The organism is Amycolatopsis acidiphila (genome assembly GCF_021391495.1).
Classification (GTDB): Bacteria; Actinomycetota; Actinomycetes; order Mycobacteriales; family Pseudonocardiaceae; genus Amycolatopsis_E; species Amycolatopsis_E acidiphila.
The window spans coordinates 3,735,180-3,757,185 of sequence record NZ_CP090063.1 but is presented as its reverse complement, the minus strand read 5'-3'; the positions used below and the strand labels follow the sequence as shown (position 1 = coordinate 3,757,185).

18 protein-coding genes and 3 pseudogenes are annotated in these 22,006 nt (G+C 68.0%); 13 read left to right on the top strand and 8 right to left on the bottom strand.

The features are described from left to right. Positions 1–70 precede the first annotated feature (70 nt). Both LWP59_RS18280 and LWP59_RS18275 read right to left on the bottom strand, forming a co-directional pair. Positions 71–844 (bottom strand): VC0807 family protein, encoded by a 774-nt coding sequence (locus tag LWP59_RS18280; RefSeq protein ID WP_144646329.1) that lies wholly within the window; start codon positions 842–844, stop codon positions 71–73. A gap of 21 nt (positions 845–865) precedes the next feature. Beyond that, on the bottom strand, positions 866–1,804 hold the full coding sequence (locus tag LWP59_RS18275; protein WP_144646331.1) for a transcriptional regulator: 939 nt from the start codon (positions 1,802–1,804) through the stop codon (positions 866–868). A 64-nt stretch (positions 1,805–1,868) separates the two neighbouring features. Here LWP59_RS18275 and LWP59_RS18270 point away from each other — a divergent pair, with 64 nt between their 5' ends. The 4 genes from LWP59_RS18270 to LWP59_RS18255 all read left to right on the top strand — a co-directional run bounded on the left by LWP59_RS18270 (position 1,869) and on the right by LWP59_RS18255 (position 6,821). After that, entirely contained in the window at positions 1,869–3,470 is a 1,602-nt protein-coding gene (locus LWP59_RS18270; RefSeq protein WP_229858659.1) for a gamma-glutamyltransferase, read from the top strand. A gap of 168 nt (positions 3,471–3,638) precedes the next feature. Continuing rightward, a complete protein-coding gene (locus LWP59_RS18265; protein WP_267967002.1) occupies positions 3,639–4,850 on the top strand; it encodes a recombinase family protein in 1,212 nt (403 codons plus the stop codon). A 187-nt stretch (positions 4,851–5,037) separates the two neighbouring features. After that, entirely contained in the window at positions 5,038–5,703 is a 666-nt protein-coding gene (locus LWP59_RS18260) for a response regulator transcription factor (RefSeq protein ID WP_144646347.1), read from the top strand. Beyond that, positions 5,700–6,821, top strand: a complete 1,122-nt coding sequence (locus LWP59_RS18255; RefSeq protein ID WP_144646345.1) for a sensor histidine kinase — start codon at positions 5,700–5,702, stop codon at positions 6,819–6,821. Before LWP59_RS18260 ends, LWP59_RS18255 begins: the two co-directional genes overlap by 4 nt. A 136-nt stretch (positions 6,822–6,957) precedes the next feature. Here the strand turns inward: LWP59_RS18255 and LWP59_RS18250 are convergent, their stop codons facing one another. Further along, a complete protein-coding gene (locus LWP59_RS18250; RefSeq protein ID WP_186383663.1) occupies positions 6,958–7,260 on the bottom strand; it encodes an antibiotic biosynthesis monooxygenase family protein in 303 nt (100 codons plus the stop codon). A gap of 480 nt (positions 7,261–7,740) precedes the next feature. Between LWP59_RS18250 and LWP59_RS40355 the strand changes: the two genes are divergently transcribed. From LWP59_RS40355 to LWP59_RS18240, 3 genes and pseudogenes are all read left to right on the top strand, one after another. Beyond that, positions 7,741–8,031 carry a transposase gene (locus tag LWP59_RS40355; RefSeq protein WP_267903860.1) on the top strand — a complete coding sequence of 97 codons (291 nt, stop codon included), beginning with the start codon at positions 7,741–7,743 and terminating at the stop codon, positions 8,029–8,031. A gap of 90 nt (positions 8,032–8,121) precedes the next feature. Continuing rightward, positions 8,122–8,907, top strand: a pseudogene (locus LWP59_RS18245) (IS3 family transposase); the annotation flags it as partial. A 101-nt stretch (positions 8,908–9,008) separates the two neighbouring features. Further along, complete coding sequence (locus LWP59_RS18240; protein WP_191334992.1) at positions 9,009–9,188, top strand: hypothetical protein; 180 nt, start codon at positions 9,009–9,011, stop codon at positions 9,186–9,188. Here LWP59_RS18240 and LWP59_RS18235 read toward each other — a convergent pair. Continuing rightward, on the bottom strand, positions 9,185–10,693 hold the full coding sequence (locus tag LWP59_RS18235) for an ISL3 family transposase (RefSeq protein ID WP_456151351.1): 1,509 nt from the start codon (positions 10,691–10,693) through the stop codon (positions 9,185–9,187). The genes LWP59_RS18240 and LWP59_RS18235 overlap by 4 nt on opposite strands. 121 nt (positions 10,694–10,814) lie before the next feature. After that, positions 10,815–10,958: pseudogene (locus LWP59_RS18230) on the bottom strand (IS256 family transposase); the annotation flags it as partial. A 31-nt stretch (positions 10,959–10,989) separates the two neighbouring features. Here LWP59_RS18230 and LWP59_RS18225 point away from each other — a divergent pair. Then, positions 10,990–11,802: pseudogene (locus tag LWP59_RS18225) on the top strand (IS30 family transposase); the annotation flags it as partial. 298 nt (positions 11,803–12,100) lie between these two features. Here the strand turns inward: LWP59_RS18225 and LWP59_RS18220 are convergent. From LWP59_RS18220 to LWP59_RS18210, 3 genes are all read right to left on the bottom strand, one after another. Beyond that, on the bottom strand, positions 12,101–13,009 hold the full coding sequence (locus LWP59_RS18220; protein ID WP_229857762.1) for an SAM-dependent methyltransferase: 909 nt from the start codon (positions 13,007–13,009) through the stop codon (positions 12,101–12,103). Between the two features lie 868 nt (positions 13,010–13,877). Then, positions 13,878–14,867 carry an asparaginase gene (locus LWP59_RS18215; RefSeq protein ID WP_144631636.1) on the bottom strand — a complete coding sequence of 330 codons (990 nt, stop codon included), beginning with the start codon at positions 14,865–14,867 and terminating at the stop codon, positions 13,878–13,880. Continuing rightward, positions 14,867–15,646 carry an IclR family transcriptional regulator gene (locus tag LWP59_RS18210; RefSeq protein WP_144631640.1) on the bottom strand — a complete coding sequence of 260 codons (780 nt, stop codon included), beginning with the start codon at positions 15,644–15,646 and terminating at the stop codon, positions 14,867–14,869. The genes LWP59_RS18215 and LWP59_RS18210 overlap by 1 nt, the downstream gene beginning before the upstream one ends. Before the next feature lie 222 nt (positions 15,647–15,868). Here LWP59_RS18210 and LWP59_RS18205 point away from each other — a divergent pair, with 222 nt between their 5' ends. The 5 genes from LWP59_RS18205 to LWP59_RS18185 all read left to right on the top strand — a co-directional run bounded on the left by LWP59_RS18205 (position 15,869) and on the right by LWP59_RS18185 (position 22,006). After that, entirely contained in the window at positions 15,869–16,822 is a 954-nt protein-coding gene (locus tag LWP59_RS18205; RefSeq protein WP_144631643.1) for an ornithine cyclodeaminase family protein, read from the top strand. 61 nt (positions 16,823–16,883) lie between these two features. Continuing rightward, positions 16,884–18,302, top strand: a complete 1,419-nt coding sequence (locus tag LWP59_RS18200; RefSeq protein WP_144631646.1) for a dihydroorotase — start codon at positions 16,884–16,886, stop codon at positions 18,300–18,302. Further along, positions 18,299–19,636, top strand: a complete 1,338-nt coding sequence (locus tag LWP59_RS18195; protein WP_186382967.1) for an MmgE/PrpD family protein — start codon at positions 18,299–18,301, stop codon at positions 19,634–19,636. The genes LWP59_RS18200 and LWP59_RS18195 overlap by 4 nt, the downstream gene beginning before the upstream one ends. 91 nt (positions 19,637–19,727) lie before the next feature. Further along, positions 19,728–20,705 (top strand): dihydroorotate dehydrogenase, encoded by a 978-nt coding sequence (locus LWP59_RS18190; protein ID WP_229857760.1) that lies wholly within the window; start codon positions 19,728–19,730, stop codon positions 20,703–20,705. A gap of 2 nt (positions 20,706–20,707) precedes the next feature. After that, positions 20,708–22,006: an MFS transporter gene (locus LWP59_RS18185; RefSeq protein ID WP_144631652.1), complete on the top strand. Its 1,299-nt coding sequence runs from the start codon at positions 20,708–20,710 to the stop codon at positions 22,004–22,006.

The window sequence follows — 22,006 nt, the reverse complement described above, 5'->3', positions numbered from 1 at the left end:
AGTGCCCATCCCGCCGGATCTTGACCCGGCGTAGCCGGAAACACCGATCTTGATCTTGAAACAGTCCCGTTCAGGATGCGGTGTGGCGATCGGTTGACTGTGACGGTGTGATCGGTATGTCCGGGTCAGTCGAGGTGTCGGCCGGGTCCTGGGGCGGGTCAGGAGTGGGTGTGGTCGCCGCGAGGAACAGCGGGGCCAGTGTGCGGCGTAGGTGGCGTCCCGTCCCCACGGCCAGGATGATCGCGATGATCGGCTCGATGAGTGAGGTGACTATGGCGGCCACAGTTATCGGGAGTGTGTAGGCGCAGACGACGCAGGCCAGGGCCGAGACACCGAACGCGAGCGCCCAGACGGCCGTGACGATCCGCATCGTGCGCAGACCGCGCGGGCGGCGGAAGACCTCGTCGAATCGCGCGGTTGCCTCGGGCCGAGCGTGGACGGTGAAGTAGCGGGAGAGCAACAACATCAGCGGGCTGCGGGTCGGCACGGAGACGGCCGCGGCCACCGCGAGGGCCAGGTAGATCAAGCTGCCGCGCGCGATCACCGCGCGGGCGTCCTGGGTGAGCAGGACGAGCACCACCGACACCACGAAGGAGATCAGGATCAGGCCGGAGACTGCGTTGAGGGGGCGCCCGCGTAGGCGGTCGACAATCAGCCGGGCCAGGGGGACGACCGACCCGGCGGTGTAGGCGAGCGCGTCGCTGATCCCGAACGCGCGGAGGGCGAAGAAGATCAGCAACGAGGGGGCCACGTCGGTGACGACGGCGAGCAGGGTCGAGCGCCAGGCGCTGCGGGTCGCATCGGCATTCGGGGCGGATGTCGAGGGCGGGGTTGGGGTGGTCATCGTCGTCTCCTCGGTGGATGGTCAGGACTGACGGGTGGAGAGTGGGACGTGCACCTCGCTCACCAGGCCTTCCAGCACCGGGACGGCGACGTCGGCGGCGGCGGTCACCACGATCGAGACGAGGTAGTGCTCGACGGAGAACCAGGCGACGGCCGTGGCGGGCGCTCCGTCCCCGTTGGCGGGCAGCAGATAGCCGCGGGCTCCTGGCACACCGGGCAGGTCCAGAGTGGACGGGCCCATCACCGCGAGGATCGACGCGCAGTCCGCCGCACCGGCGAGTTCGAGCACTATCGCGTGCGCCATGTCCTGGCGGAGGTCGTCCTGCCCTGGACTGACGATGTGCCAGGTCGCGGTCCAGCCACCGCGCAGCCCGTGGCTCATGAACATCAACCGCTGTTCGCGCTGTTCGGCGAAGCCGGTGTAGGCGTCCGGGAAGTCGTAGCGGGCGCTGACGGGTCCGGACGCGATCGGCTCCGCGCGCCATCCGGTGAGCACCGGGACGTCGGGCACCAGGGTCGAGCGATCGATCGTGTCGTCTCCGCCCTCGTCGCCCTTCGTGTCCTGGCCGGTACCGGCATCGGTCTCGGCGAGCAGAGCGGCGAACACGATGGTCATGGCCGCAGTGCTGTCCTCGGCCCGGTCGGTCCCGGCTTCTGACGATGCGGTGGCGAGCAGTTTGGTCAACAGTTCCTGCTCTTCCCGGAAAGCTTCGGCCCCGGCCGCGCTCAGCTGGATCCAGGTCCGTGGCCGACGGTTCTCGAAGACCTTCTCCTGAGTGATGTATCCGTGCTGTTCCAGGACGCCAAGGTGGCGGCTCAGGCCGCCGTCGCTTTGTCCAAGCGCGTCCCGCAGCTGCGAGAACGTGCACGGTCCCCGCCGGTCGAGGACGGCAAGGACGCCAAGGCGCACCCGCTGATGCACCACCTCGCGCAACCCCGACTCCGGCTCTTGCTCCGCCATATCAACTCCCGTTGTGGGTGTACTCTCAAATCGAGAGTACACCCACAACGAGAGCGATGGTCCCGTGACATCTCAGGACGGCAAACGAAGCATCCGCGTCCGGCGGGATCCGCTCGATCCCGCCGGATGGGATCGCTGCGAGTTGAAGCAGGCGCTGGACTGGCGACACATCGGGCCGGATCCGCAGTCCGCCACCGCGACCGGGACGTCGGCGGTGCTGGTCGGGTCAACGGGCCCCTTCGCCACCCTCGCGGGCCGTTACGCCCTCGACGCCGGGGGCAGCGCCACCGACGCCGTGCTGACCACCGCCTTCGCCCAGATCGCGCTGAGCCTGGGATCGTGGGTCAGCTACGCCGGGCTGTTCGGGATGGTGCACCACGCGGCCGCCACCGGTGCCACGACCAGCGTGTCCGCCGGGTTCGGCACCCTCACCCAGGAAACGCTCCCGCTGGAGATCCCGACCGCCCCGCAGCCCAGCGGACGCACCGCCCTGGTCCCCGGCTTTATCGCCGGCGCCCACGCCGCGCACACTCGCGCGGGCCGACTGCCCTGGGACCAGCTCTGGTCCCCCGCGCGCCACCTCCTCGAATGCGGCGTCCCGGTCAACGAGCACCTCGCGCGGCTACTCGCCCTGCGGGCCGATGTGCTGACCCGCACCGAGGAGGGCCGTGCCGCGTTCGCCCCGCACGGGCGGCTTCCCCGCGCAGGCGAACTCTTCGCCCAGCCACGTCTGGCGGCGACCATCGCCGCGCTCGCCGAACATGGGCCTGGCTGGATGTATCAAGGATCCTGGGCGGAGCACTTCGTGTCGCAGGTGCGCCGCGAGGGTGGCCACGCGATCCCCGAGGACCTCGCCGGCTACCAGGCCCACTGCGCCGAGCCGGTACGCGGATCCTTCGCCGGCCACGAGATCGCGACCCTGCCCGCCCCCGACACCGGCGGAACCGACCTGCTCGCCACCCTCGCGCGGCTGGACACGGCCGGCATCGGCGAACCATCGCAAAACCCGGGCGCCCTGGCCGGACTGCTCACCGCCCTCGACGGCCCGCCCGCGACGGGCAGCCACTCCGACTACGTGCTCGCCGTCGACGCCGAAGGCAACCTCGCCGCGCTGTGCCACAGCATCAACACCGCGATGTGGGGCACCACCGGCATCGTCATCGACGGCATCGTCGTCCCCGACCCGGCCGCGTTCCAACAACCCGCCCTCGCCCGCCTCACCCCCGGTGACCACCTCCCCATGCCCATCGAGCCGGCCATCGCCTTCCACCGTGGTCGCCCCGTCCTCGCGTGCAGCAGCATCGGCGTCGGACTGCATCCGGCCACCGTGCTCGGTCTGCACCGCGTCCTCGCACTCGGGCAACCCGTTGCGGTGGCGGTTGACGCACCACTGGTCCATGGCCACGACATCGTCGTCGGCGACTCGGTGACATCCGTACTGGCCCACCGCGAACTGGACAGTCCCAGCCGCATCCTCGACGACCGCTTTCCCCCGGCGTGTCTGGACGCCGCCCGCGATGCCGGACACGCCGTGTCCCCGCGCCCCGCCGACGACCCGATGCTGCCCCGCGGTTTCTGGGCCGCCATCACCACCGACCCCCGCACCGGCAAACACACCGCAGCACGCACCCCCTACGGCCAAGGGCCCGCCCGCACGACCGAATAGCCGAACCCACCGGATGCGGGAACAACCGAGCACGAGACCGTAGCGGACTCTCACAAATAACCAGTTGTGACAGTTCTGCGAACACCCCGATCCGAGCCGAGGATCCCCGGGTCGCGATTCGCACAACACCTCGCAGAACTACGCTCTGTTTTGACAGAGTTCTGCGAGATGACGGCACGCAACTCGGACCCGACGCCGCCGCAGCGGCCGTCGAACGCGGCCCCCGCCCGCAATGCGACGTGCCCGCCGGCAGCGCCTGCCGCACCCGTGCCCGGAAGACCGCCGCGAAGTACCACACCGCGCGGTTCATCCTCGTGCCCGCGCCGCGCGACGAACTCACCGTGCCCGTCCCGGACGACCGCGGACCGGGCAAGAAGTGGACGCAGGGCCCCGAGATCGCCGCAGCAGCACCGGAGACGAACCGGGCCCCATCTGGATGGGCTACGCCCGCTGCTCCACCGCCACCCAGGAACTGCAAGTCAGCTCGATGCGCTCGCGCCCGCGAACTGCACGCGGGTGTTCTCCGAAAAGACCAGCACCCGCATCAAGGCCCACCCCGAGCTGGAGAAGGCCCTCGCCCACGAGATCAAGACCGCCGCGCCGGATCAGCCGGTCATCCTGACCGTGCACGAGATGAAACGCTTGGCACGCAAGGCCGCCGAGCTGATGATGCTGTCCTCCCAGATGCAAGGCGGCGGGGTGCAGCCGGAACTGCCGACCGAGCCGCTGACCGGGATCTACGACCCGCACGGCGTGGGCTCGATGCTCTTCGCCGTGCTCGCCGTCGCCACCCATCTCGACCGTGACTACATCCGCGAGAAGACCCTCGAAGGCCAGCAGGCCGCCGCCGCGCGCGGCAACCACGGCGGCGGCCCCAAGGTGATCGACGAGGACGACGTGCTCTTCGCCCGCACGCTCGGCGACAAGGGCACCCCGACGCCCGACATCGTGAAGAAGCTGACCATCAAGACCGGCAAGAACGCCGGCCAACACCCCTCAGTCGCCTCGCCCGCCTGCCTGCAACACCCTCAGGCGGACAACGGACAGCGACTAGTCGAGCGGCTGGGCCGGCTGGCAGCCGATCGGGTTCGCCGGGGCGGTGGGGGCACCGGGTGGCACCGGCTTGGTGGGCTGGGTGCCGATCGGGTTCGCGGGGACAGTGGGGGTGCCGGGCGGCACCGGCTGGGCCGGCTGGCAGCTGATCGGGTTCCCAGGAACGGGGGTGGTCCCGGGCGAGGCATCGACGGTGTCGGCGAACGCGGTGCCTGCGGTTCCGAACATGATGGCCAGACCGGTGACGACCATGGCGGCTTTTCGTGTGTACGAGTTCAAGGGTCTTCCCTCTCTGTTGGGGTGAACTACCCGCTCCCGGGTGGCTGATCCACTCGGGAGCGACCGCGGCAGTGCTCCGCGATCGGCTCCATTGAGCCGGACCGGGGTTATCGCCAGTGTCTGGTGAGGAACATATGCGGGCCATACGTTCCTTGTGGACCATGGGATGGCGTTGGCAGGCGGGTATCAGCGAACATGGCCGGGGCGGACTTCGCGAGAGCGGGACGGTGCACGCATGAGGGTGCTGGTGGTGGAGGACGAGGCTTTCCTCGCGGAGGCGTTGCAGTCCGGTCTCCGCAAGGAGGGCATGGCGGTAGACATCGCCGGCGACGGGGCGACCGCGCTGGAGAACGTGGCGGTGAACGAGTACGACGTCGTGGTGCTGGACCGCGACCTTCCCGGTGTGCACGGAGATGACGTCTGCCGTCAGGTGGTGGCCGACCGGCCAGACTGCCGGATCCTCATGCTGACCGCGGCCGGGCGGCTGGCGGACAAGGTCGACGGCTTGCGTCTCGGCGCGGACGACTACCTGGTCAAGCCGTTCGACTTCCCCGAACTCGTCGCCCGGCTGCACGCCTTGCGGCGGCGCCCCACCACGGGACACCCCCCGGTACTGACCTACGCCGACCTCTGGCTGGACCCCGCTCGCCGCGACGCTCGCCGCGGTGATCGCTCCTTGCGGCTGACCCGCAAGGAGTTCGGTGTCCTGGAGTTGCTCCTGCGCGCGGACGGAGCGGTGCTGAGCGCCGAGCACCTGCTGGAGAAGGTGTGGGACGCCCACGCCGACCCGTTCACCAACGCGGTCCGCATCACCGTCTCCACGTTGCGGCGCAAGCTCGGGGACCCGCCGATCCTGCACACCGCCACCGGAGTCGGTTACTACCTCGCCGCCGCCTCATGAGTGTTTCCACCACGTTGCGGCGGGGGCGGTTGACCATCCGGGCCCGGCTTACCCTGCTCTACGGCGGCACCGTGCTGGCGTGTGGCACCGTGTTGCTGGTCGCCCTGTACGTGTTGATGCGGTACATCCCGACCTACGTCCTGCCTGCCCAGGTGCTTCCGGCCCGCCGTCTCAGCGAGGCTCCCCACGGGGTCACCATCACCAGCAGGGACGACGTCATGGCGGCCCTGCTGCGGCTGTCGGGTGCGGCGCTGGCCGGGCTGGCCCTGGTCTCGTTACTGCTCGGCTGGATCATCGCCGGGCGCGTTCTCGCCCCAATCCACCGGATCACCAGGACCGCCCGCGCGGTCGCGGACCACGCACTGCACGAGAGGGTCCAGCTCGAAGGCCGCCAGGACGAGTTCACCGAACTCGCCGACACCATCGACACGATGCTCGACCGGCTGGACGTCAGTTTCCAGGCGCAGCAACGCTTCGCCGCCAACGCCTCCCATGAGCTGCGCACCCCGCTGGCGACCACCCGCACCATGCTGCAGGTGGCCCTCGTCCACCCCGGCGACCACGACCTCGCCACCCTGGCCCCCAAACTACTGGCCACCAACGAACGCAGCATCGCAACGGTGGAATCCCTGCTCGCCCTGTCCCGCGCCGACCATGGCGTCCATGACGCGCAACCCGTCGACCTCGCCTCGGTGGCGGCCGGAACGCTGGAACAAGTGCGGCCGGAAGCAGTCACCCGTCACGTCCGCGTGCTCACCGAGTTGCACCCCACCTCGGTGAGCGGCGACAAGGACCTGCTCCACCACCTGCTGATCAACCTGCTGCACAACGCCATCCGGCACAACCACGCGGGCGGCACCGCGCGGCTGACCACCACTGTCCGGGGCGGCAGCGCCATGATCATCGTCACGAACACCGGTGAGGTCATGACCGCCGAGGAGGCCGGCCGGCTGTTCGAGCCGTTTCACCGCCGGAACGACCGCACCGACGCACACGGCGTCGGGCTCGGACTCACCCTTGTCCGCGCCATCGCGCACAGCCACCATGGCACGGTAATGGCCACTCCCAACCCCGACGGCGGGCTCACCACCACCGTCGTCCTGCCCGCGGAAGCCTAGTGTGGGTGAGGTTCGCATGATCAAACCTGGTTTGGAAGTCTCCGGGCAACCGGGGGAACCTCAGGAAGGGGTGCCGTTTCATGCCGACAAACGCCCACGCCGCTTGCCTGGGCAATGTGAGGCTGTCGGCGACGGTTCATGACGGTTCATGCATCGTGACTTCGTAGGTTTCCAGGTGCTGTGCCGTGAGTCCTGCCGTCGCTGGATTGTGCTGTTCCCGGATGCCGGACGGTCCTGCCCCGGCTGTGACTGCGTCCATCTGCTCGCGGGTCTCCCACACCGAGATGATGACGAGCTTGCCGGTCTCGGCGTCGGTGAGCAGGTAATAGCCTTTGAATCCGGGCATCTGGCGGGCGCCGGGCAGCTGCTGCTCGGCAAGGCGGATGGTGGCGTCGAATCCCTCGGCCCCTGCCTGGGCTGTGATCACGCGCGCGAACATCAATCTCCCTCGGGCTTGCGGCGGAGTTGCTGGCTCTGGCCGGCTGGTTCCTGTCCGGTTGCGGCGTGTTGCCGCGTCGGCGAACGGACGCGGGCCATGGTCCCGATTTGTGACGATCAGGAAAGCAGCGGGCCCGCGCACACCCAGGCTAGGCGGCAGGTATGCCGCGTAGCCATGCACTGGCACGAAGGCGGCCCGGCGATGGCGTGCCGGTGCTGCCCGGGCGGGATCAGCCGCGGTCGAACATCGCCGCCGCCTGCATCCGGCGTTCCCACAATGCCTCGAAGTCGCGGCGGCCGGCTACTTTCTTGTCGTGGCGGGGTTTGCGGTGTCCGCTGGCTGATTGTAAAGGTTCTGGCACAGCGATGATTGTCCTACCAGGCAAGGTGAATCACCCGCAACGACTCACCCTATTTGGCGTGCCTCTCACTTTCCGGACAGCGGACCTAATAGGGTTCGATACGGAATGGAGGGTGATCGATGCCGGAGCGGCGCAGGAAGTTTTCTCCTGAGTTTCGGGATGAGGCAGTGAAGATGGCGGTGGGGAGTGATCGTCCGATTGCCCAGGTAGCTCGGGAATTGGGGATCAACCCGGGCACCCTGGGGAACTGGGTTGCGGCGTATCGGAAGGCGCATCCGGTCAAGGAGGAGCCATTGTCGGTTTCCGACCGGGCTCGGCTGCGGGAGCTGGAACGCGAGAACCGGAAACTCAAGATGAAGAATGATTTCCTGGGAAAAGCTGCGGCCTTCTTCGCCCAGGAGTATCGGTGAGCGCGAAGTTCGCGTTTATCGACGGCGAGAAGGACAACTACCCGATCAGCAAGATGTGCGTATGGCTGGACGTGTCCACCTCGGGTTACTACGAGTGGAAGGACCGGCCGGCCTCGCCGGCGACCCAGCGCCGCCGGGCTCGCCGCGACGATCACCGCGGTGTTCGAGGCCAACCATGGGACCTACGGCTACCGGCGCATCCACGCCGTGCTGCGACGCTCAGGCGAGCAGGTGTCCGGCGAGCTGGTCCGCCACCTCATGCGCCAGCTGGGCCTGGTGCCCTGCCAACCGCGGCCGTGGCGACCGGCCACCACCGAAGCAGACCTGGCACACCGCATCCCCGACCTGGTCTGCCGGGACTTCACGGCCGAGGCGCCCGGCACCAAGCTGGTCGGCGACATCACCTATCTCCCGACCGGCGAGGGCTGGGTCTACCTGGCCACGGTCATCGACTGCTACTCGAAAATGGTCATCGGCTGGTCCATGGCCGATCACTACAAAACCTCACTCATCACCACAGCTCTCGATTCCGCAGCCGGCACCGTCGACCTGCAGCCCGGATGCATCTTCCATTCCGATAGAGGCTCGAACTACACGTCTTACGAGTTCGCCTCCGAACTCGCCGGCCTCAATATTCGCCAATCAGTCGGCCGGACGGGAATTTGCTGGGATAACGCGATGGCCGAATCGTTCTTCGGCGCGCTGAAGAACGAATGGGTCAGCCGCACGGTATTCACCACACGAGCCGAAGCCCGCCAGGAGGTTGTCAAATACATCGAGGGATTCTATAATCGGCAACGTCTCCACTCGGGACTCGGCTACCAGACCCCACTAGAGGTCCACAACGAGTATCTGAACCAACAGCTCGCAGCATGAAATAGCCACAATAAACCTGTCCGGAAAATTCGGGGCACCTCATATTACCGAAAGGTCTTTAATGCGGCAATTCAGGATGTTGGCGACTGAAGATCGCCGACGTGCTCGGCGCGGACGCGGCGGCCGGAAACCTGGTGGGCGCCGCCCCGGAAGACGACCGCACCACGGTCGCCGCCGTTGTGCGCCAGGTGTTCGGCAAGGACCTCGCCCCTCTCGCGCTCGGGGGTCTGTCAAACGAGCGGCTCTGGCCCGAATGCGGTGGTAGCGCTGGGTGGCGTTAGCCGAGCAAGATGCGGTGACGCAGGAGAGGGAAGCCCGCGCGACCGTACATTTGCCGTTTGATCATCTTGGTTTTGGTGTTCACTCCTTCCGTTCGTCCGTTGTGGAATGGTTGGGTGAGGGCGGCGTTGACGGCCTCGCGGTCGAATTCGAGTCCGCGGGTGTAAGCGTGCAGGTGAGGTAGATCCTCGGCTCGGGCCCGGTCGATCCAGTCACTAAGACGGTCATCGTTGCCGGTGGTCGGGGTGAGCAGAGCCGCAAAGTCACCGACGAGGGTGGCCAGCGCCGTCATCTCGCGGCAGGCGCTCACGGCGGCTTCGAGTCGTTCCCGCTGGCGATCTTGGAGCTTGTCCGGGCGTGTGAGCAGGTAGCGCGTGAGTCGCTTCGGAGAGATCGCTGGCCGGTCGGATTCGACTCGTCCTTGGGTGATGTAGCGATACAGCAGATTGTGGCTTCCGGTGTAGCCGCGCTGTTTGATCTCTGCCATCAGCTGATGCACGGGCACGGCCGGGTCCTCGCGGCGGCGGCCACGCAGGTAGTCACGGAATGGGTCGACGAGGGTGGGCCGGTACTGCGGTGCGCGAACAAGCCGGTCGGGTTGATCGATGCGGGCGTATCGCTTCACTGTGTTCATTGCCAGGTTCAGCCGGCGTGCGATTTCGAGCAGCCCCACGCCGTGCTTGAGCAGGTCGTGGATCTGTTGCCAGCGTTGGCGGGTGGTCACCGCTCGCGCGCCCTCGCGCAGTGGCGGACCGGTCTTGCCCCAGCAGGTGCTGTGCGCGGCGACCTCCTTCAACACGACCTCGGCGAGGTTGTGCCACAGATGCCAGCGGTCGCCAACCTGCACCGCGTCGGGCAGGGCTCGACGGATCGCCTGGGCATAGGTGGCCGAACCATCCCGGCACACCACCTCCACACCGGGATGCTCCCGCAGCCAGGCCTCCAGCACCTCTGCTGTGCGGCCTGGCAACACCTCAACCCGCTCGCCGGTTTCCGCGTTGATGATCACGGTGGCGTAGCGTTGCCGCTTACGCAGGGCAAAGTCGTCCACCCCGATCACCCGGGGCACCGACCTGGTCGGCAACGGCAACTGCAGCAGCGCCCGCAGCGCGGTCTGCCTCGACAGCACCACACCGACGGCGGCCAGGACCCGGGCGCTTGCACGACCGGCCAATTCCCGCGCAACGCTCGCCACGTGCGCGGCCAGCCGAACAGTTCGACGCTGATATCGCTGCACGATGCCAACGGGCTGCTCACGGAACGTCTGCCGCAAGCACCCGAGATGCCCGCAGCGCATCCGTCGAATCCGCAGCCGTATCAGCACCCGCCGCCCGTCAACCGGCACATCGACCACTTGCCGGACGACATAGCCGTGCACTCGCCCCGTCGCCACCCCGCAGTCCGGGCAGTCCACAGGACCGGGCCGCGTCGATGCCCGCACCACGAGCACCCCAGCCTCATCGTCGACGCCATCGAGGACCAGGGACGACAGCCCCGAGAACACCAACGCAAGAAGTTGATCACCAGCGCACGGCGCTCACCCTGGCACAGCACCGAATCGGACACGCATCGTCACCACCGGATCCGTGCCAGAGCCAAACGAGCGGTGTAACTCGGGGTTGAGGAAGCTACTTGCGTCTGGCGGCGAGTCTGCCGTCGAAGGCGATCTCGAAGGCGTTCAACGCGGGTTTCCACCGCATGGTCCAGCGTTTGCGGCCGGTGCCGGTCGGGTCGAGGCTCATGACGGCGAGGTAGACGGGCTTGAGCGCGGCTTAGGTTCAAGGGGTCAGTGCAACACCCGCCATGACGAGGGGTTTTGTGTTGGGGCGTCCTGCGATATCGGTCGAGGTTCAGCGCTTGTTCTGGGAGCGGATCCGTGGAGGCCAGATCATCGACACCGCTGCCGCGACGGTCGGCGTGTCGAAGACGGTGGGCTGGCGGTGGTTCCGTGAGGCTGGCGGGGTGATGCCACCACAGCGGTGTGAGCCCGTTGGTCGCCCGGCTCGCCTGTCGTTCGCCGACCGGGAGGAGATCGCCTGTCGTCGAGCGGCCAGCGAGGGCGTTCGAGCTATTGCGAGGGCGATCGGTAGATCGCCCTCGACCATCAGCCGCGAGCTCGCTCGCGGGACTCGTCGGCCGAAGACTGGCTACCGGGCGACCGTCGCTCAGGCACTTGCCGACAAGCGTGCCCGTCGTCCGAAGATCGCGTTGCTTCGCCGTGATACCCGATTATGCGCCTATGTTGAGCGGCAGCTGGTGCTCAAGCACAGTCCCGAGCAGATCAGTCGGCGGTTGCTGATCGACTTCCCGGACGATCCGGAGATGCGTGTGTCCCACGAAACGATCTACCAGTCGCTCTACGTTCAAGGACGAGGCGCGCTGAAACGCGAACTGGTGCAGTGCTTGCGAACCGGACGTGCACTGCGCAAACCTCACCGCAAGGCCGACGAACGCCGCAGCCGGCATGCCGGTGCGGTCTCCATCAGTGAACGGCCAGCCGAAGTCGAGGACCGAGCAGTACCAGGACATTGGGAGGGCGATCTCATTACCGGGGCCGGAAACGGTTCCGCTATCGGCACGCTCGTCGAACGAGCCACCGGGTTCGTCATGTTGCTGTGACTTGCCGCACACACCGACGCGGCACAAACCTGGCAAATTCGTCGATCCCGTCCGAGCACCCTGTCGTACCGTCGCCGCTTGCGAGCGGCGGTCGTCCTCGTTTCGGGGGCCGCACTCAATGGTGCTGCCTTCACGATTTGCTCGTAAGGTGCCACTTCCCGCACTCGCACGGGTATCCCCGAAAGCGGATGGTGTTCCGGGATAGCTCGGTCCTCGCTTGCTGCGCCGCTCGTCGGTTCGGATAGGTGATGGATAGTGGTCTCCAGCCCCAGCTTTGGCCGTGATGCGGCAGCACTCAGGGCTTCAGTGCGACCCCAGCCCGATAGAGCATGCGCGACGGTGAGCCTTCCCACCAGGGCTGACCGTCGGTGCTGTCAGTGTCCTCATCCCACCACGGCTCCTGCGACCGCTCTGTCTTCGGACGCCACTCGCCGGTCCACACCAAGCCAGGTTCAAGCAGCGGCCAGCCGCCGAAAAACTCGGCGAACTCCTCGTCCGTACGCAGATACGCAGGGTTGGCGGTGTTGCTGTAGGCGCGGGCGACGGCCTGCAGGCCCTCGTCGGTCGGATCGTCCGGGACGTGCGTCAATACGAGCATGCTGCCCGGGGCCAGCCGGTCGCGGTAGACGCCCATCGGAACGTCGGGACGGTCCTCAGGGGGCATGAAGTGGACTATGGCGGTCATCAGCAGGCAGCTCGGTTGCGTGGGGTCGATGACCTCGGTGGCCAGCACCTTGCGCCAGAGGTCACCGTGGTTGTAGAAGTCCGCCAGCACGGCCTTGTGCCTGTTCGGATCCGCGTTGCGGCCGAGCAAGATCTCGGAGTGGGCATGGGCGATCAGTTCGTTGTCGATGTAGACCACTCGGGCGCCAGCCTCCGGCGCCACTCGGTCTGCGACCTCGTGGGTCTGGCCCTGACTGGGTAATCCGGCGCCGATGTCGATGAATTGGGTGATGCCGTGTTCAAGGGCGGCTTCGACGGCGCGCCCAATGAAGCGCCGGTTCTCGCGCATCGCCTTCTGCATATCGGGCAGGGCATCGAGCTGCGCTTGCGCGAAGGCGCGATCGATGGCGTAGTTGTTGGGACTCTCGGGATTGAGCAGATAGTCGTAGATCCGCGCTGAACTCGCGCGGTCGAGGTGCTTCTTGAGACTGTCCGCCCAGTCGGTCGCTTCGCCCGTCACGCGGTCTTTCCCTTCGTCCACCGATGTCGCCGTCCCGTCGACTAGCTAACCGCCCCCGGCGCACAGAGTGGGCGGCGGGTCCCGAAGTCGGTCATCGCGTCCTCGGTGAACAAGCGGAAGCGATCACCCGTTGCACTGCCCCGCGAAGCGCATTCCGGGGGTAATCAACGTACCAGAACGGCCGGCGGGCTCACCCGGGCGGTGGCCTCCGTGGAGGGCCGCATCGTCGGCGTCGCCCTCGGCGCGTGGGTGGGCTCGGGGGCTACCTGTAGCGGACGGGCCGGCGACGCCGCCGGCCCCTCCTGCGCGCGGCCACTAACGCGGTGCAGGTCGCTGTCGCGTCCCTGTGCCCGCTGCCCTCGCCCTCGCGCAGCCGGCCGAGCTTCTTCACATCCACATCCACCAACTCGCCCGGCCGCTGCCGTTCGTAGGGCTGATCACCTGCCCGATGAGGCGATCCAGCCAGGCTAGTTTCGGCGTGCCGTGGAGGCTAGTGAGCCCACCATCACTGCGATTCGGGTCCGGCCCAGCCGCCGCTGGCGGCGTATCCGCCGGGACCTTCCGCTCCACCCGCGCATAGTGCGGCGCGGGCTCGTCCTGCGAAGACTGGAACGATCGACCTGCCCGGCCTCGCCTTCCTCCCGATAACGGCGCACCCACTTATGCTCGGTCGCGCCCGAGATCTCTGGGTGCAACACGAAGACCTCCGTTCGTGCGAAAGACATCCGACACCTCACCCGACGCGGCGGTCTTCCTCACGATCAACCCGACGCCGATCCACTCTCACAACCTCCTTGATCACTTCCTCACATCTCACCTGTGTGTAACTGGGCGGCGGCGATCAGGCCATCCACATTGTGACCTGCAAACACTCGCGCGGAACCGCCGCTCACCGGCCGGCACCGTCGGCCGGGTGGAAGAGCTCGTCGGCGGGAATTCCGGCGGACATGCCGAAGAGGGCGCGCAGCCGTGCTTTTGGCGCGGAGAGCGTGCCGGCGAAGTGGAGTCCGGCGCGGCGCAGCTCCGTTTCGGAGCCCGCACCACCGTAGGTATGACTGAGTAGCGCGCCGTCGGGACACCGGCTGGTGATCACGACGGGCTTGCCCGCGCCCGCGAGGCGAACCAGCGCCGCACCCAGCGACGGGGAGACGTGTCCCGCGCCAAGCGCTGCCACGACGACGGCGTCCACATCGGACGCGATCGCGTCGGCGACGGAGCCGTCGATCCCGGTGGCCGCGTGAAGGAGGCCGACCCGCGTTGTCGGTGGGCTGGCGCGGGGCAGCAGGTCGGTTTCCGGTGGTGGACCGAGCAGCAGCTCGAGCCGGTCCTCGGCGACGAATCCGACCGGTCCGGCAGCCGGGGAGCCGAACGCCGCAACGCGAGCGCTGTGCATCTTGGTGACGAGGCGGGCGACGTGTACCTCGTCCTGGAAGACGACCGTCGGTCCGTACGGCGCCAGCTTCGGATCGGCCGCGGCGACGATGGCCGCGCGGACGTTGGCAGGACCATCGGGCCCCGCCAGATGCGGCGACCGCATGGCACCGGTGACCACCACCGGCACCCGGGTGTCGACGAGAAGGCCGAGTGCGTAGACGGTCTCCTCGAGCGTGTCCGTTCCGTGGGTGACGACGACGCCGTCGCGGCCGGCCGCGATCTCCTCGTTGACGGCGCTGGCTAGTGTCCATAGGTCATCGGGTGTCATTCGGCGTGACGACAGGCTGAGCGCGTCCCGCGGGAATACGTCGATCCCCTCTGGACGGTCGTCCTGCCGTGGCGTCAGTGCTCCGACGCCTTGGTGCTGTTGCGAGTCGGCCGACGGCGGAGCGACGGAGATGGTACCGCCAGTGGCGATCAGGCCGATCGATCGTCGCGAGGGCATCAGGATGCTGGGCCTGGGTTGCCGAGTTCCGCCGACAGTCGCTCGGCGGCGCGCTGCGCGGCCTCGGTCATCCGCGCGCGGACATCGGGCTCCGCGACTCGTGAACCGGGAGCGGTGATCGTCACGCTGGAAAGGACTCGGTCATCGCCGTCACGGATCGGGACCGACACCGCCCAAGCGTCTGGATCGAGTTCGTTGTCACAGACCGCGTAGCCCTTTTCGCGGACCTCCTTGAGCACGTGCATGACGTCGTCGACGTGGTGCGGTGTTCCCGCGGTGTACTCGGTCAGCTCGGCCCCCTCGAGCAAGGTGCGGACGACCTCCTCGTCGAGGTGAGCCAGGATGGCTCGGCTCGACGCCGCGGCGTGCAGCGGCATTTCCTGTCCGATCCGGACGAACAGCCGCAGCGCGTGCTCCGCCTCCACAATGGATACACAGACCGGAGCGTCGCCGATCAGCTCGGTGAGGAACACGGTCTCGCCGGTCTCGCCGGCGGCGTCGACGAGGGCGGCAGGCGGCTTCACCAGCCGTGCGCTGTGCGAGCCGATGGCTCCGGTAAGCGCCCGCGCGGCTCGCCCGATGAAGTATCGCTTCGTCACGGGGGATCGCCGCAGGTAGTCGACCTGGCCGAGCGTGGTGAGGATGCGATGCAGGCTGCCGAGGGGAATGTCGAGCTCGTCGTGAAGTTCCTGCAGCGTCAGCCCGGAACGTGCGGCACCGACCGCGTTGAGGACCTCCGCGGAGCGGACGATGACCTCGAGGGGTCGTGCGGCGCTCATCGGCTGACCCTCCTCCCGTGCTGATCTTGCTCGTGGCGCGGCGTGGTACCGCCGTTGCCGCCGGTCGCCGGCACCTCGGCCGCGATCCTATCGGACCCCCGGTGTGGGTTGACAGCGCCGCGAACGGTCGTCCAAGCTGCAGTCTACAGAAGTGGAAAGCAGTTTCCAATGTGATGGGCAGATGGCCGGTGCGATCAGGGATGAGCCGTCGGAAAGGAAGCTATGCCGCAGATCCTGGACGACCGGCACGTCGACGGGCTGCTGCCGCCGACGGCCGCGCTCGCCGACGTGCGCACGGCATTCGAGCTGCTCGCGGTGGGCGACGCGTGGGACGAGCCCCGACGGCGAAGTGCCGCGGGGACGGTGGCGCTCAACGTCATGTCGGCGATCGCGCCGACTCTCGACGCGATCGCGGTGAAGTCCTATCCGGTGGTGCGTGCGGGAAGTAACCGCGCGAGCGCCATCACGGTGCTGGTCTACTCCTGCCAGTCGGGCGAACTGCGTGGCCTGGTCAGGGCGGACCTGCTCGGTCAGCGGCGGACCGCGGCGGCCTCGGCGCTCGCGACGAAGGTGCTGGCCCGGCCCGAGAGCGACACGGTGTGCGTGTTGGGGACGGGATACCAAGCGCCGGCTCAGGTCACCGCTCTCGTCGAGGTGTTGCCGAAGCTACGGACGGTGCTGGTCGTCGGACGGGACGTGAACCGGGCTGCGAGCACGGCGGCTGCCGTGCGAGGTGCGCACCCGTGGCTGGATGTCGAGGCCGGGGTCAGCGCGGAACACGCGGTGCCGCGTGCCGACGTCGTCGTCACCGCGACGGGGGCGGCCGAACCGCTGTTCCACGGTGGACTCCTGCGCGCGGGCACGCATGTCAATGCCGTCGGCAGCAACCACGCCGCACGTAGGGAGCTCGACCGCGTGACGTTCCAGCGCGCCGCGCACATCACGGTCGACTCCGCCGCCGTCGCTCGGCTGGAATGCGGCGACCTGCTCGCGAACGGCCTTGACCCGGCCGAGGCGAGCGAGTTCGCCGACGTACTCACCGGAAAGGTCCCGGGACGGGCCGACGGTGACGACATCACCGTATTCGAATCGCACGGTCTCGCCATCCAGGACTTGGTCTGCGCGGTCAGGGTGCTCGACGGAGCGCGCGAGGCCGGGATCGGCGCGGTCGTCTAGCCGTGGGGACAAGGGCAACCGTGCAGCAGCACGAGTCAGATCGAGGTCAGAGGAGAGACGCATGAGGTTGCACATCGTCAACGGTCAGCTCGTCACGCCGGCGGGCATTCTCGACGGCGATCTGCTCTGCACGGACGGGACCATCACGGCGATCCTGGACCGCGGCGCCCAGGTCGACGCCGACGAGGTGTACGACGCGGCGGGGAAACTGGTGTTCCCCGGATTCATCGATCCGCACGTGCACTCCCGTGACCCCGGGCTCAGCCACAAGGAGGACTTCGACCACTCGACGCGGGGTGCCCTCGTGGGCGGCGTGACCACCGTGCTGGAGATGCCCAACGCGATCCCGCCGGTCGACTCGGCCGAGGTTTTCGAGCAGCGTCGTCGCCAGCACGAACAGTCGGCATGGACGGACTTCGGGCTGTGGGGGCTCGCTCTCGGCGACGCCAACCTCGACCAGATCGGCCCGATGTTCGAGGCGGGCGCCGTCGCGGTCAAACTGTTCTGGGGATACGCGCTGCATCGCGAGACCCGCTCGCTGGTGTACAACCTCGGTGACGAAAAGCCCGAGAACCTCCTGATGCCGCCGCCGAACGGTCAGGTGCTGCAGCTGTTCGCCGAGGTCGCCAAACACGGCGGCGTGCTCGCGGCGCACTGTGAGGACAAGGACGTTCTGGCGACGAGTCAGGAATCGCTCGGCCACCCGATCGAGACCTACGAGGACCTGCTCGCGGCGCGGCCGGCGGTCGCGGAGGCGACGACCATCTCGATCGCCGCGCAGTTCGCGAAGGCCACCGGATGCCGTTTCCACGTGGTGCACCTGGCCTCGGAGATGGGACTTGACGTCGTCCGCACCGCGCGGCGCAACGGGGTGGCCGTCAGCGCGGAGACCTGCCCGCAGTACCTGACGTTGACCGACGCGGACTATCCCAAGGTCGGGCCCGTGATGAAGGTGTACCCGCCCGTACGCGAACAGCGGGACCAGGACGCGTTGTGGGCAGGGGTCAACGATGGCGCGATCTTGTCGCTGGGCTCGGACCACGCGCCGCACACCGTCGAGGAGAAGGCGCGCGGTTTCGAGACGCAGCCCGCCGGCGCGGTCGGTTGCGAGACCTTCGGTCCCGTCTTGCTGGACGCGTTGGCGCGTGGCAAGACGACAGCGATGCGACTCGCGGAGGTCGCCTCGACGCAAACTGCGAAGTTCTACGGCCTGTACCCCCGCAAGGGCGTCATCCGTCCCGGCAGCGACGCGGACCTGGTCATCGTCGATCCGGAGCTGCGGAGGACCGTCCGCAACGAGGAGCTGATCGCCAAGCAGCCGGTCAGCCCGTGGAACGGTTTCGAGTTGTGCGGTGGTCCCGTCGCGACGGTACTGCGCGGCGAGGTCGTCGTGCGCGATCGCGAGATCGTCGGCGAGCGCCGGGGACGTTTCGTCCGTGCCGACCACTCCGCGGGCCACGCCGATCGGTTGAGCGCGTGAGCTCCACCGAGGAGCTGACGTCGGGAGTGCGCGAGGCGATCAGGCAGGCTTGCGTACTCGCGACCGAACCGCTCGACGACCCGGTGCGCCGCCACGCGGCGCACGTGGTCGCCGACACCGTCGGCGTGAGCATCGCAGGCGGGCGAACCGCCGAGATGACGACGATGCGCGACGTCGATGACGAGCTGGGCCCCGCGCCCGGTGGGGGCGGATCCACGGTCCTGGCCGCGGGCGCGGGTCTCGCGCCCGCCGAACATGCCGCGTTCCACAACGCGTCGGCGGGCAGTTTCCTGGAACTCGACGAGGGAACGCGCCCGACGGGTCATCCCGGAATGCACATCGTCCCCGCGGCTCTCGCCGTGGCCGAAGCGGCGCGCCGGTCCGGACCCGAGCTGCTGAGCGCGGTCGTCGCCGGGTACGAGGTCAGCGCCCGGCTCCTCACGGCGTTCCGGTTGCGCCCACCGACGCACCCACACGGCCACCTCGCCGGCGTCGGGGCCGCCGTGAGTGTGGCGTTGCTGCTCGGCGAGGACCCGGTGGGAGCCGCGGCGATCGCGGCGACGACGCCCGTGGTGCCGGTGTGGAACGCCTGCTACGTGGGCGCGACCGCACGGAACACCGCGATGGGGTTGGCCGCGCAGGCGGCCGTGCGGGCGAGCCGACTGCTGCGTGCGGGTTTCACTGGCTCGCTGGAGTCGATCCCGGCGTTCTTCGGCGAACTGACCGGGCAGCCGGTCGATCTCGACGCGTTGAGGGAACCGCCGGATCTCGCGCGGCCGCGGATCATGCGGAACTACTTCAAGCGCCACAGCGCCTGCGCGCTGACGCATGGCGCCGTGGACGCGGTGCTGTCCCTGCCGGCGATACCCGTCGACAGCATCAGGGCGATCGAGGTCCATACCGTCGCCAACAACCTCAAGCTCGACCGCAGGCCGTTTCCGAACGACCTGTCCGCGCGGTTCTCCTTGCCATATGCCGTATCAGCGGCATTGACGCGTCGCATGTCGACGGTCGACACGTTCGATTATGACCCCGGTGTGGCACGGCTGGCCGAGAAGGTCAGTGTCGGTGTCAAACCGGAGTTCGAACGACGGTGGCCCGATCACGCGCCGACGGAAGTCGTCGTTCACACATCGGACACGACGTTGTCCGCCGTCGTCGACGATCCGCGTGGGCATCACCACGATCCGCTGTCGCCCGACGAGCTGCGGGACAAGTTCGCCGGCCTCGTGGGCGACGTCGCCGGTGTGCTGTGGGAGAGGATCCTCGCCCTGCCCGAGGTCACCGACTGTGCCGGTGTGCTCGATCCGCTGCGTCACGCGTCGCCCGTGTAGCCGGCTTGTTACGACCCTGTAGCAGCACTTGACACCCCCCGGCCAGGTAGGGCCAGGCTCGCCTCCTTCAGAGTGAAAAGAGGTTTCCACTTTGACGACGACACGCATCGTCGACGCGGCCCGGGGTCGCGAGCCGGCGAAGCCCACCTGCCCCCAGAGCGATCTGACGGTGGAACTCGGCGGCCTCGCACTGGTGAACCCGGTGATGCCCGCCTCCGGTTGCTTCGGTCCGGAGCTCGTCGACCTCATGCCCGTCGACGTACTCGGTGCCGTCGTGACCAAGACGGTGTTCGCCACCGCCCGCCCGGGAAACCCGGCCCACCGGATCACCGAAGTGTCGAACGGGATGCTCAACAGCGTCGGAATCCCGAGCCGGGGAGCGGCGGAGTTTCGCCGGTCCGGGTTGGGTGGCTACGCGAAGCTCGCCGCCCCCGTCGTGGTCAGTATCGGCGGACTGTCCACACGGGAGTACTGGCGCGTGGCCGACGAACTGGCCGGGACCGGGCACGCCGCGCTCGAGGTGAACGTCTCCTGTCCCAACCTCGAACGGTCAGGCGCGACGCTCGACTCCGACCTGCGTGCGATGAGCGAGGTCGTCGCCGGAGTGGTCGCCCGCAGTGCGAAGCCGGTACTGGTCAAGCTGAGCCCGCAACTCCAGACGATCGGGGACGCGGCGAAGGCCGCGCAAGACGCCGGCGCCAGCGCCGTCACGGTCTGCAACAGCTTCCCCGGCATGGCCGTGAGCGCGGACCGGCGGGAGCCCGAGCTGGGTAACGGCACGGGCGGCGTGTCCGGGCCCGCCGTCAAGCCTCTCGCGTTGCGGCTCGTCTGGTTGGCCGCGCAGGCCATCGACATCCCCGTCGTGGGTTGCGGTGGCATCCGATCGGCGAGCGATGTCGCGGAGTTCCTCATCGCGGGTGCCACAGCGATCCAGATCGGCACCGCCACCTTCGCCCAGCCGTATCTGATGGCCCAGATCGTCGCGGAACTCCCCGTGCTGGCGCGGCGGTTGGGCGTGGACAGGCTCGCGGATCTCATCGGAACAGTCACCATCCGATCGGAGGATTAGCCATGAGCAACGACGACGATGACGTCGACGTGACCGGGACCCGGACGATGGGAGACACCTCCCCCGCCGGCGACGGCGGACCCCAGGAGGTCACCTCGTACGGGCGGAAAGCGGTCCTCGGCGCCACGGTCGGGTACGCGATGGACGGTTACGACCTCCAGATCCTGGGCTTCGCGTTGCCCGCGATCACCGTAGGCTTCGGCTTGTCGGACACCGAGGGCGGCATGCTCGCCACGATCACCCTCGTCGGCACGGTCACCGGCGCGATGTTCTTCGGCGCCCTCGCCGACCGGTTCGGGCGCGTCCGCATCCTGACGTACTCGATACTCTTGTTCGCGATCTTCACCGGGCTGACGGCGTTGTCGCAGGGATTCGTCGAGATGGCGGTGTTCCGATTCGTGGCGGGCATGGGCATCGGTGGCGAGTTCGGCATCGGCATGGCGCTGGCGGCGGAGGCGTTCCCGGCGATCAAGCGGGCTCGGGCGACGTCCTGGGTCGGTCTGGGCTTCCAGTTCGGTGTCCTGCTCGCGGCGATCATCTCGGCGCCGGTGATCTCCCTGTGGGGTTGGCAGGGGCTGTTCGTCATCGGCATCTTCCCTGCCCTCGTCGCCGTCGTGCTGCGGCTGCGGTTGCCCGAGCCGGAGGCGTTCGTCAGGCACCGTGCCGGGATCGACGCGGGCGAGAAACAGAAGAACCCGTACCGCTTGCTCGTCGCCGACGCCAAGACGGTCCGTACCAGTATCGGTATCGTCATCATCTGTTCGGTACAGAACTTCGGCTACTACGGAATTCTCACGTGGCTTCCGACGTACCTGACCAAGCAGCTCGGGTTGAGCACGACCAAGTCCGGGATCTGGACCGCGGTCACCGTGATCGGCATGATCGCCGGCATCATGATCTTCGGTCAGCTTGCCGACCGGGTCGGGCGACGTCGGTCGTTCTGGATCTTTCAGGCCGGTGCGTTCATCTCGCTGTTCGTGTACGGCCAGCTGACGTCGCCGGCGGCCGTCCTCATTGGTGGCGCCGTCATGGGCATTTTCGCGAACGGCATGCTCGGTGGTTACGGTGCGATCATCGCGGAGAACTACCCGACGGCGGGACGGGCGACGGCGCAGAACGTGCTGTTCGGTATCGGGCGCGGCGTGGGGGGGTTCGCACCGCTGGTCGTCGCCCTGATCGCGGGGTGGCAAGGGTTCGGCGCGGCGCTGGGCTTCCTAGCGCTGATCTACATCATCGACATGGTGGCCATGCTGCTCATCCCGGACCGGCGTGGTGAGCGGCTCGACGAGACCGTGGCGTGA

Excerpts from the sequence above, each read along its gene's own strand:
- LWP59_RS18280 (WP_144646329.1), bottom strand. The coding sequence starts at position 844 with ATGACCACCCCAACCCCGCCCTCGACATCCGCCCCGAATGCCGATGCG.
- LWP59_RS18275 (WP_144646331.1), bottom strand. The coding sequence starts at position 1,804 with ATGGCGGAGCAAGAGCCGGAGTCGGGGTTGCGCGAGGTGGTGCATCAG.
- LWP59_RS18265 (WP_267967002.1), top strand. The coding sequence starts at position 3,639 with ATGACGGCACGCAACTCGGACCCGACGCCGCCGCAGCGGCCGTCGAAC.
- LWP59_RS18260 (WP_144646347.1), top strand. The coding sequence starts at position 5,038 with ATGAGGGTGCTGGTGGTGGAGGACGAGGCTTTCCTCGCGGAGGCGTTG.
- LWP59_RS18255 (WP_144646345.1), top strand. The coding sequence starts at position 5,700 with ATGAGTGTTTCCACCACGTTGCGGCGGGGGCGGTTGACCATCCGGGCC.
- LWP59_RS18250 (WP_186383663.1), bottom strand. The coding sequence starts at position 7,260 with ATGTTCGCGCGCGTGATCACAGCCCAGGCAGGGGCCGAGGGATTCGAC.
- LWP59_RS40355 (WP_267903860.1), top strand. The coding sequence starts at position 7,741 with ATGCCGGAGCGGCGCAGGAAGTTTTCTCCTGAGTTTCGGGATGAGGCA.
- LWP59_RS18215 (WP_144631636.1), bottom strand. The coding sequence starts at position 14,867 with ATGCCCTCGCGACGATCGATCGGCCTGATCGCCACTGGCGGTACCATC.
- LWP59_RS18210 (WP_144631640.1), bottom strand. The coding sequence starts at position 15,646 with ATGAGCGCCGCACGACCCCTCGAGGTCATCGTCCGCTCCGCGGAGGTC.
- LWP59_RS18205 (WP_144631643.1), top strand. The coding sequence starts at position 15,869 with ATGCCGCAGATCCTGGACGACCGGCACGTCGACGGGCTGCTGCCGCCG.
- LWP59_RS18200 (WP_144631646.1), top strand. The coding sequence starts at position 16,884 with ATGAGGTTGCACATCGTCAACGGTCAGCTCGTCACGCCGGCGGGCATT.
- LWP59_RS18185 (WP_144631652.1), top strand. The coding sequence starts at position 20,708 with ATGAGCAACGACGACGATGACGTCGACGTGACCGGGACCCGGACGATG.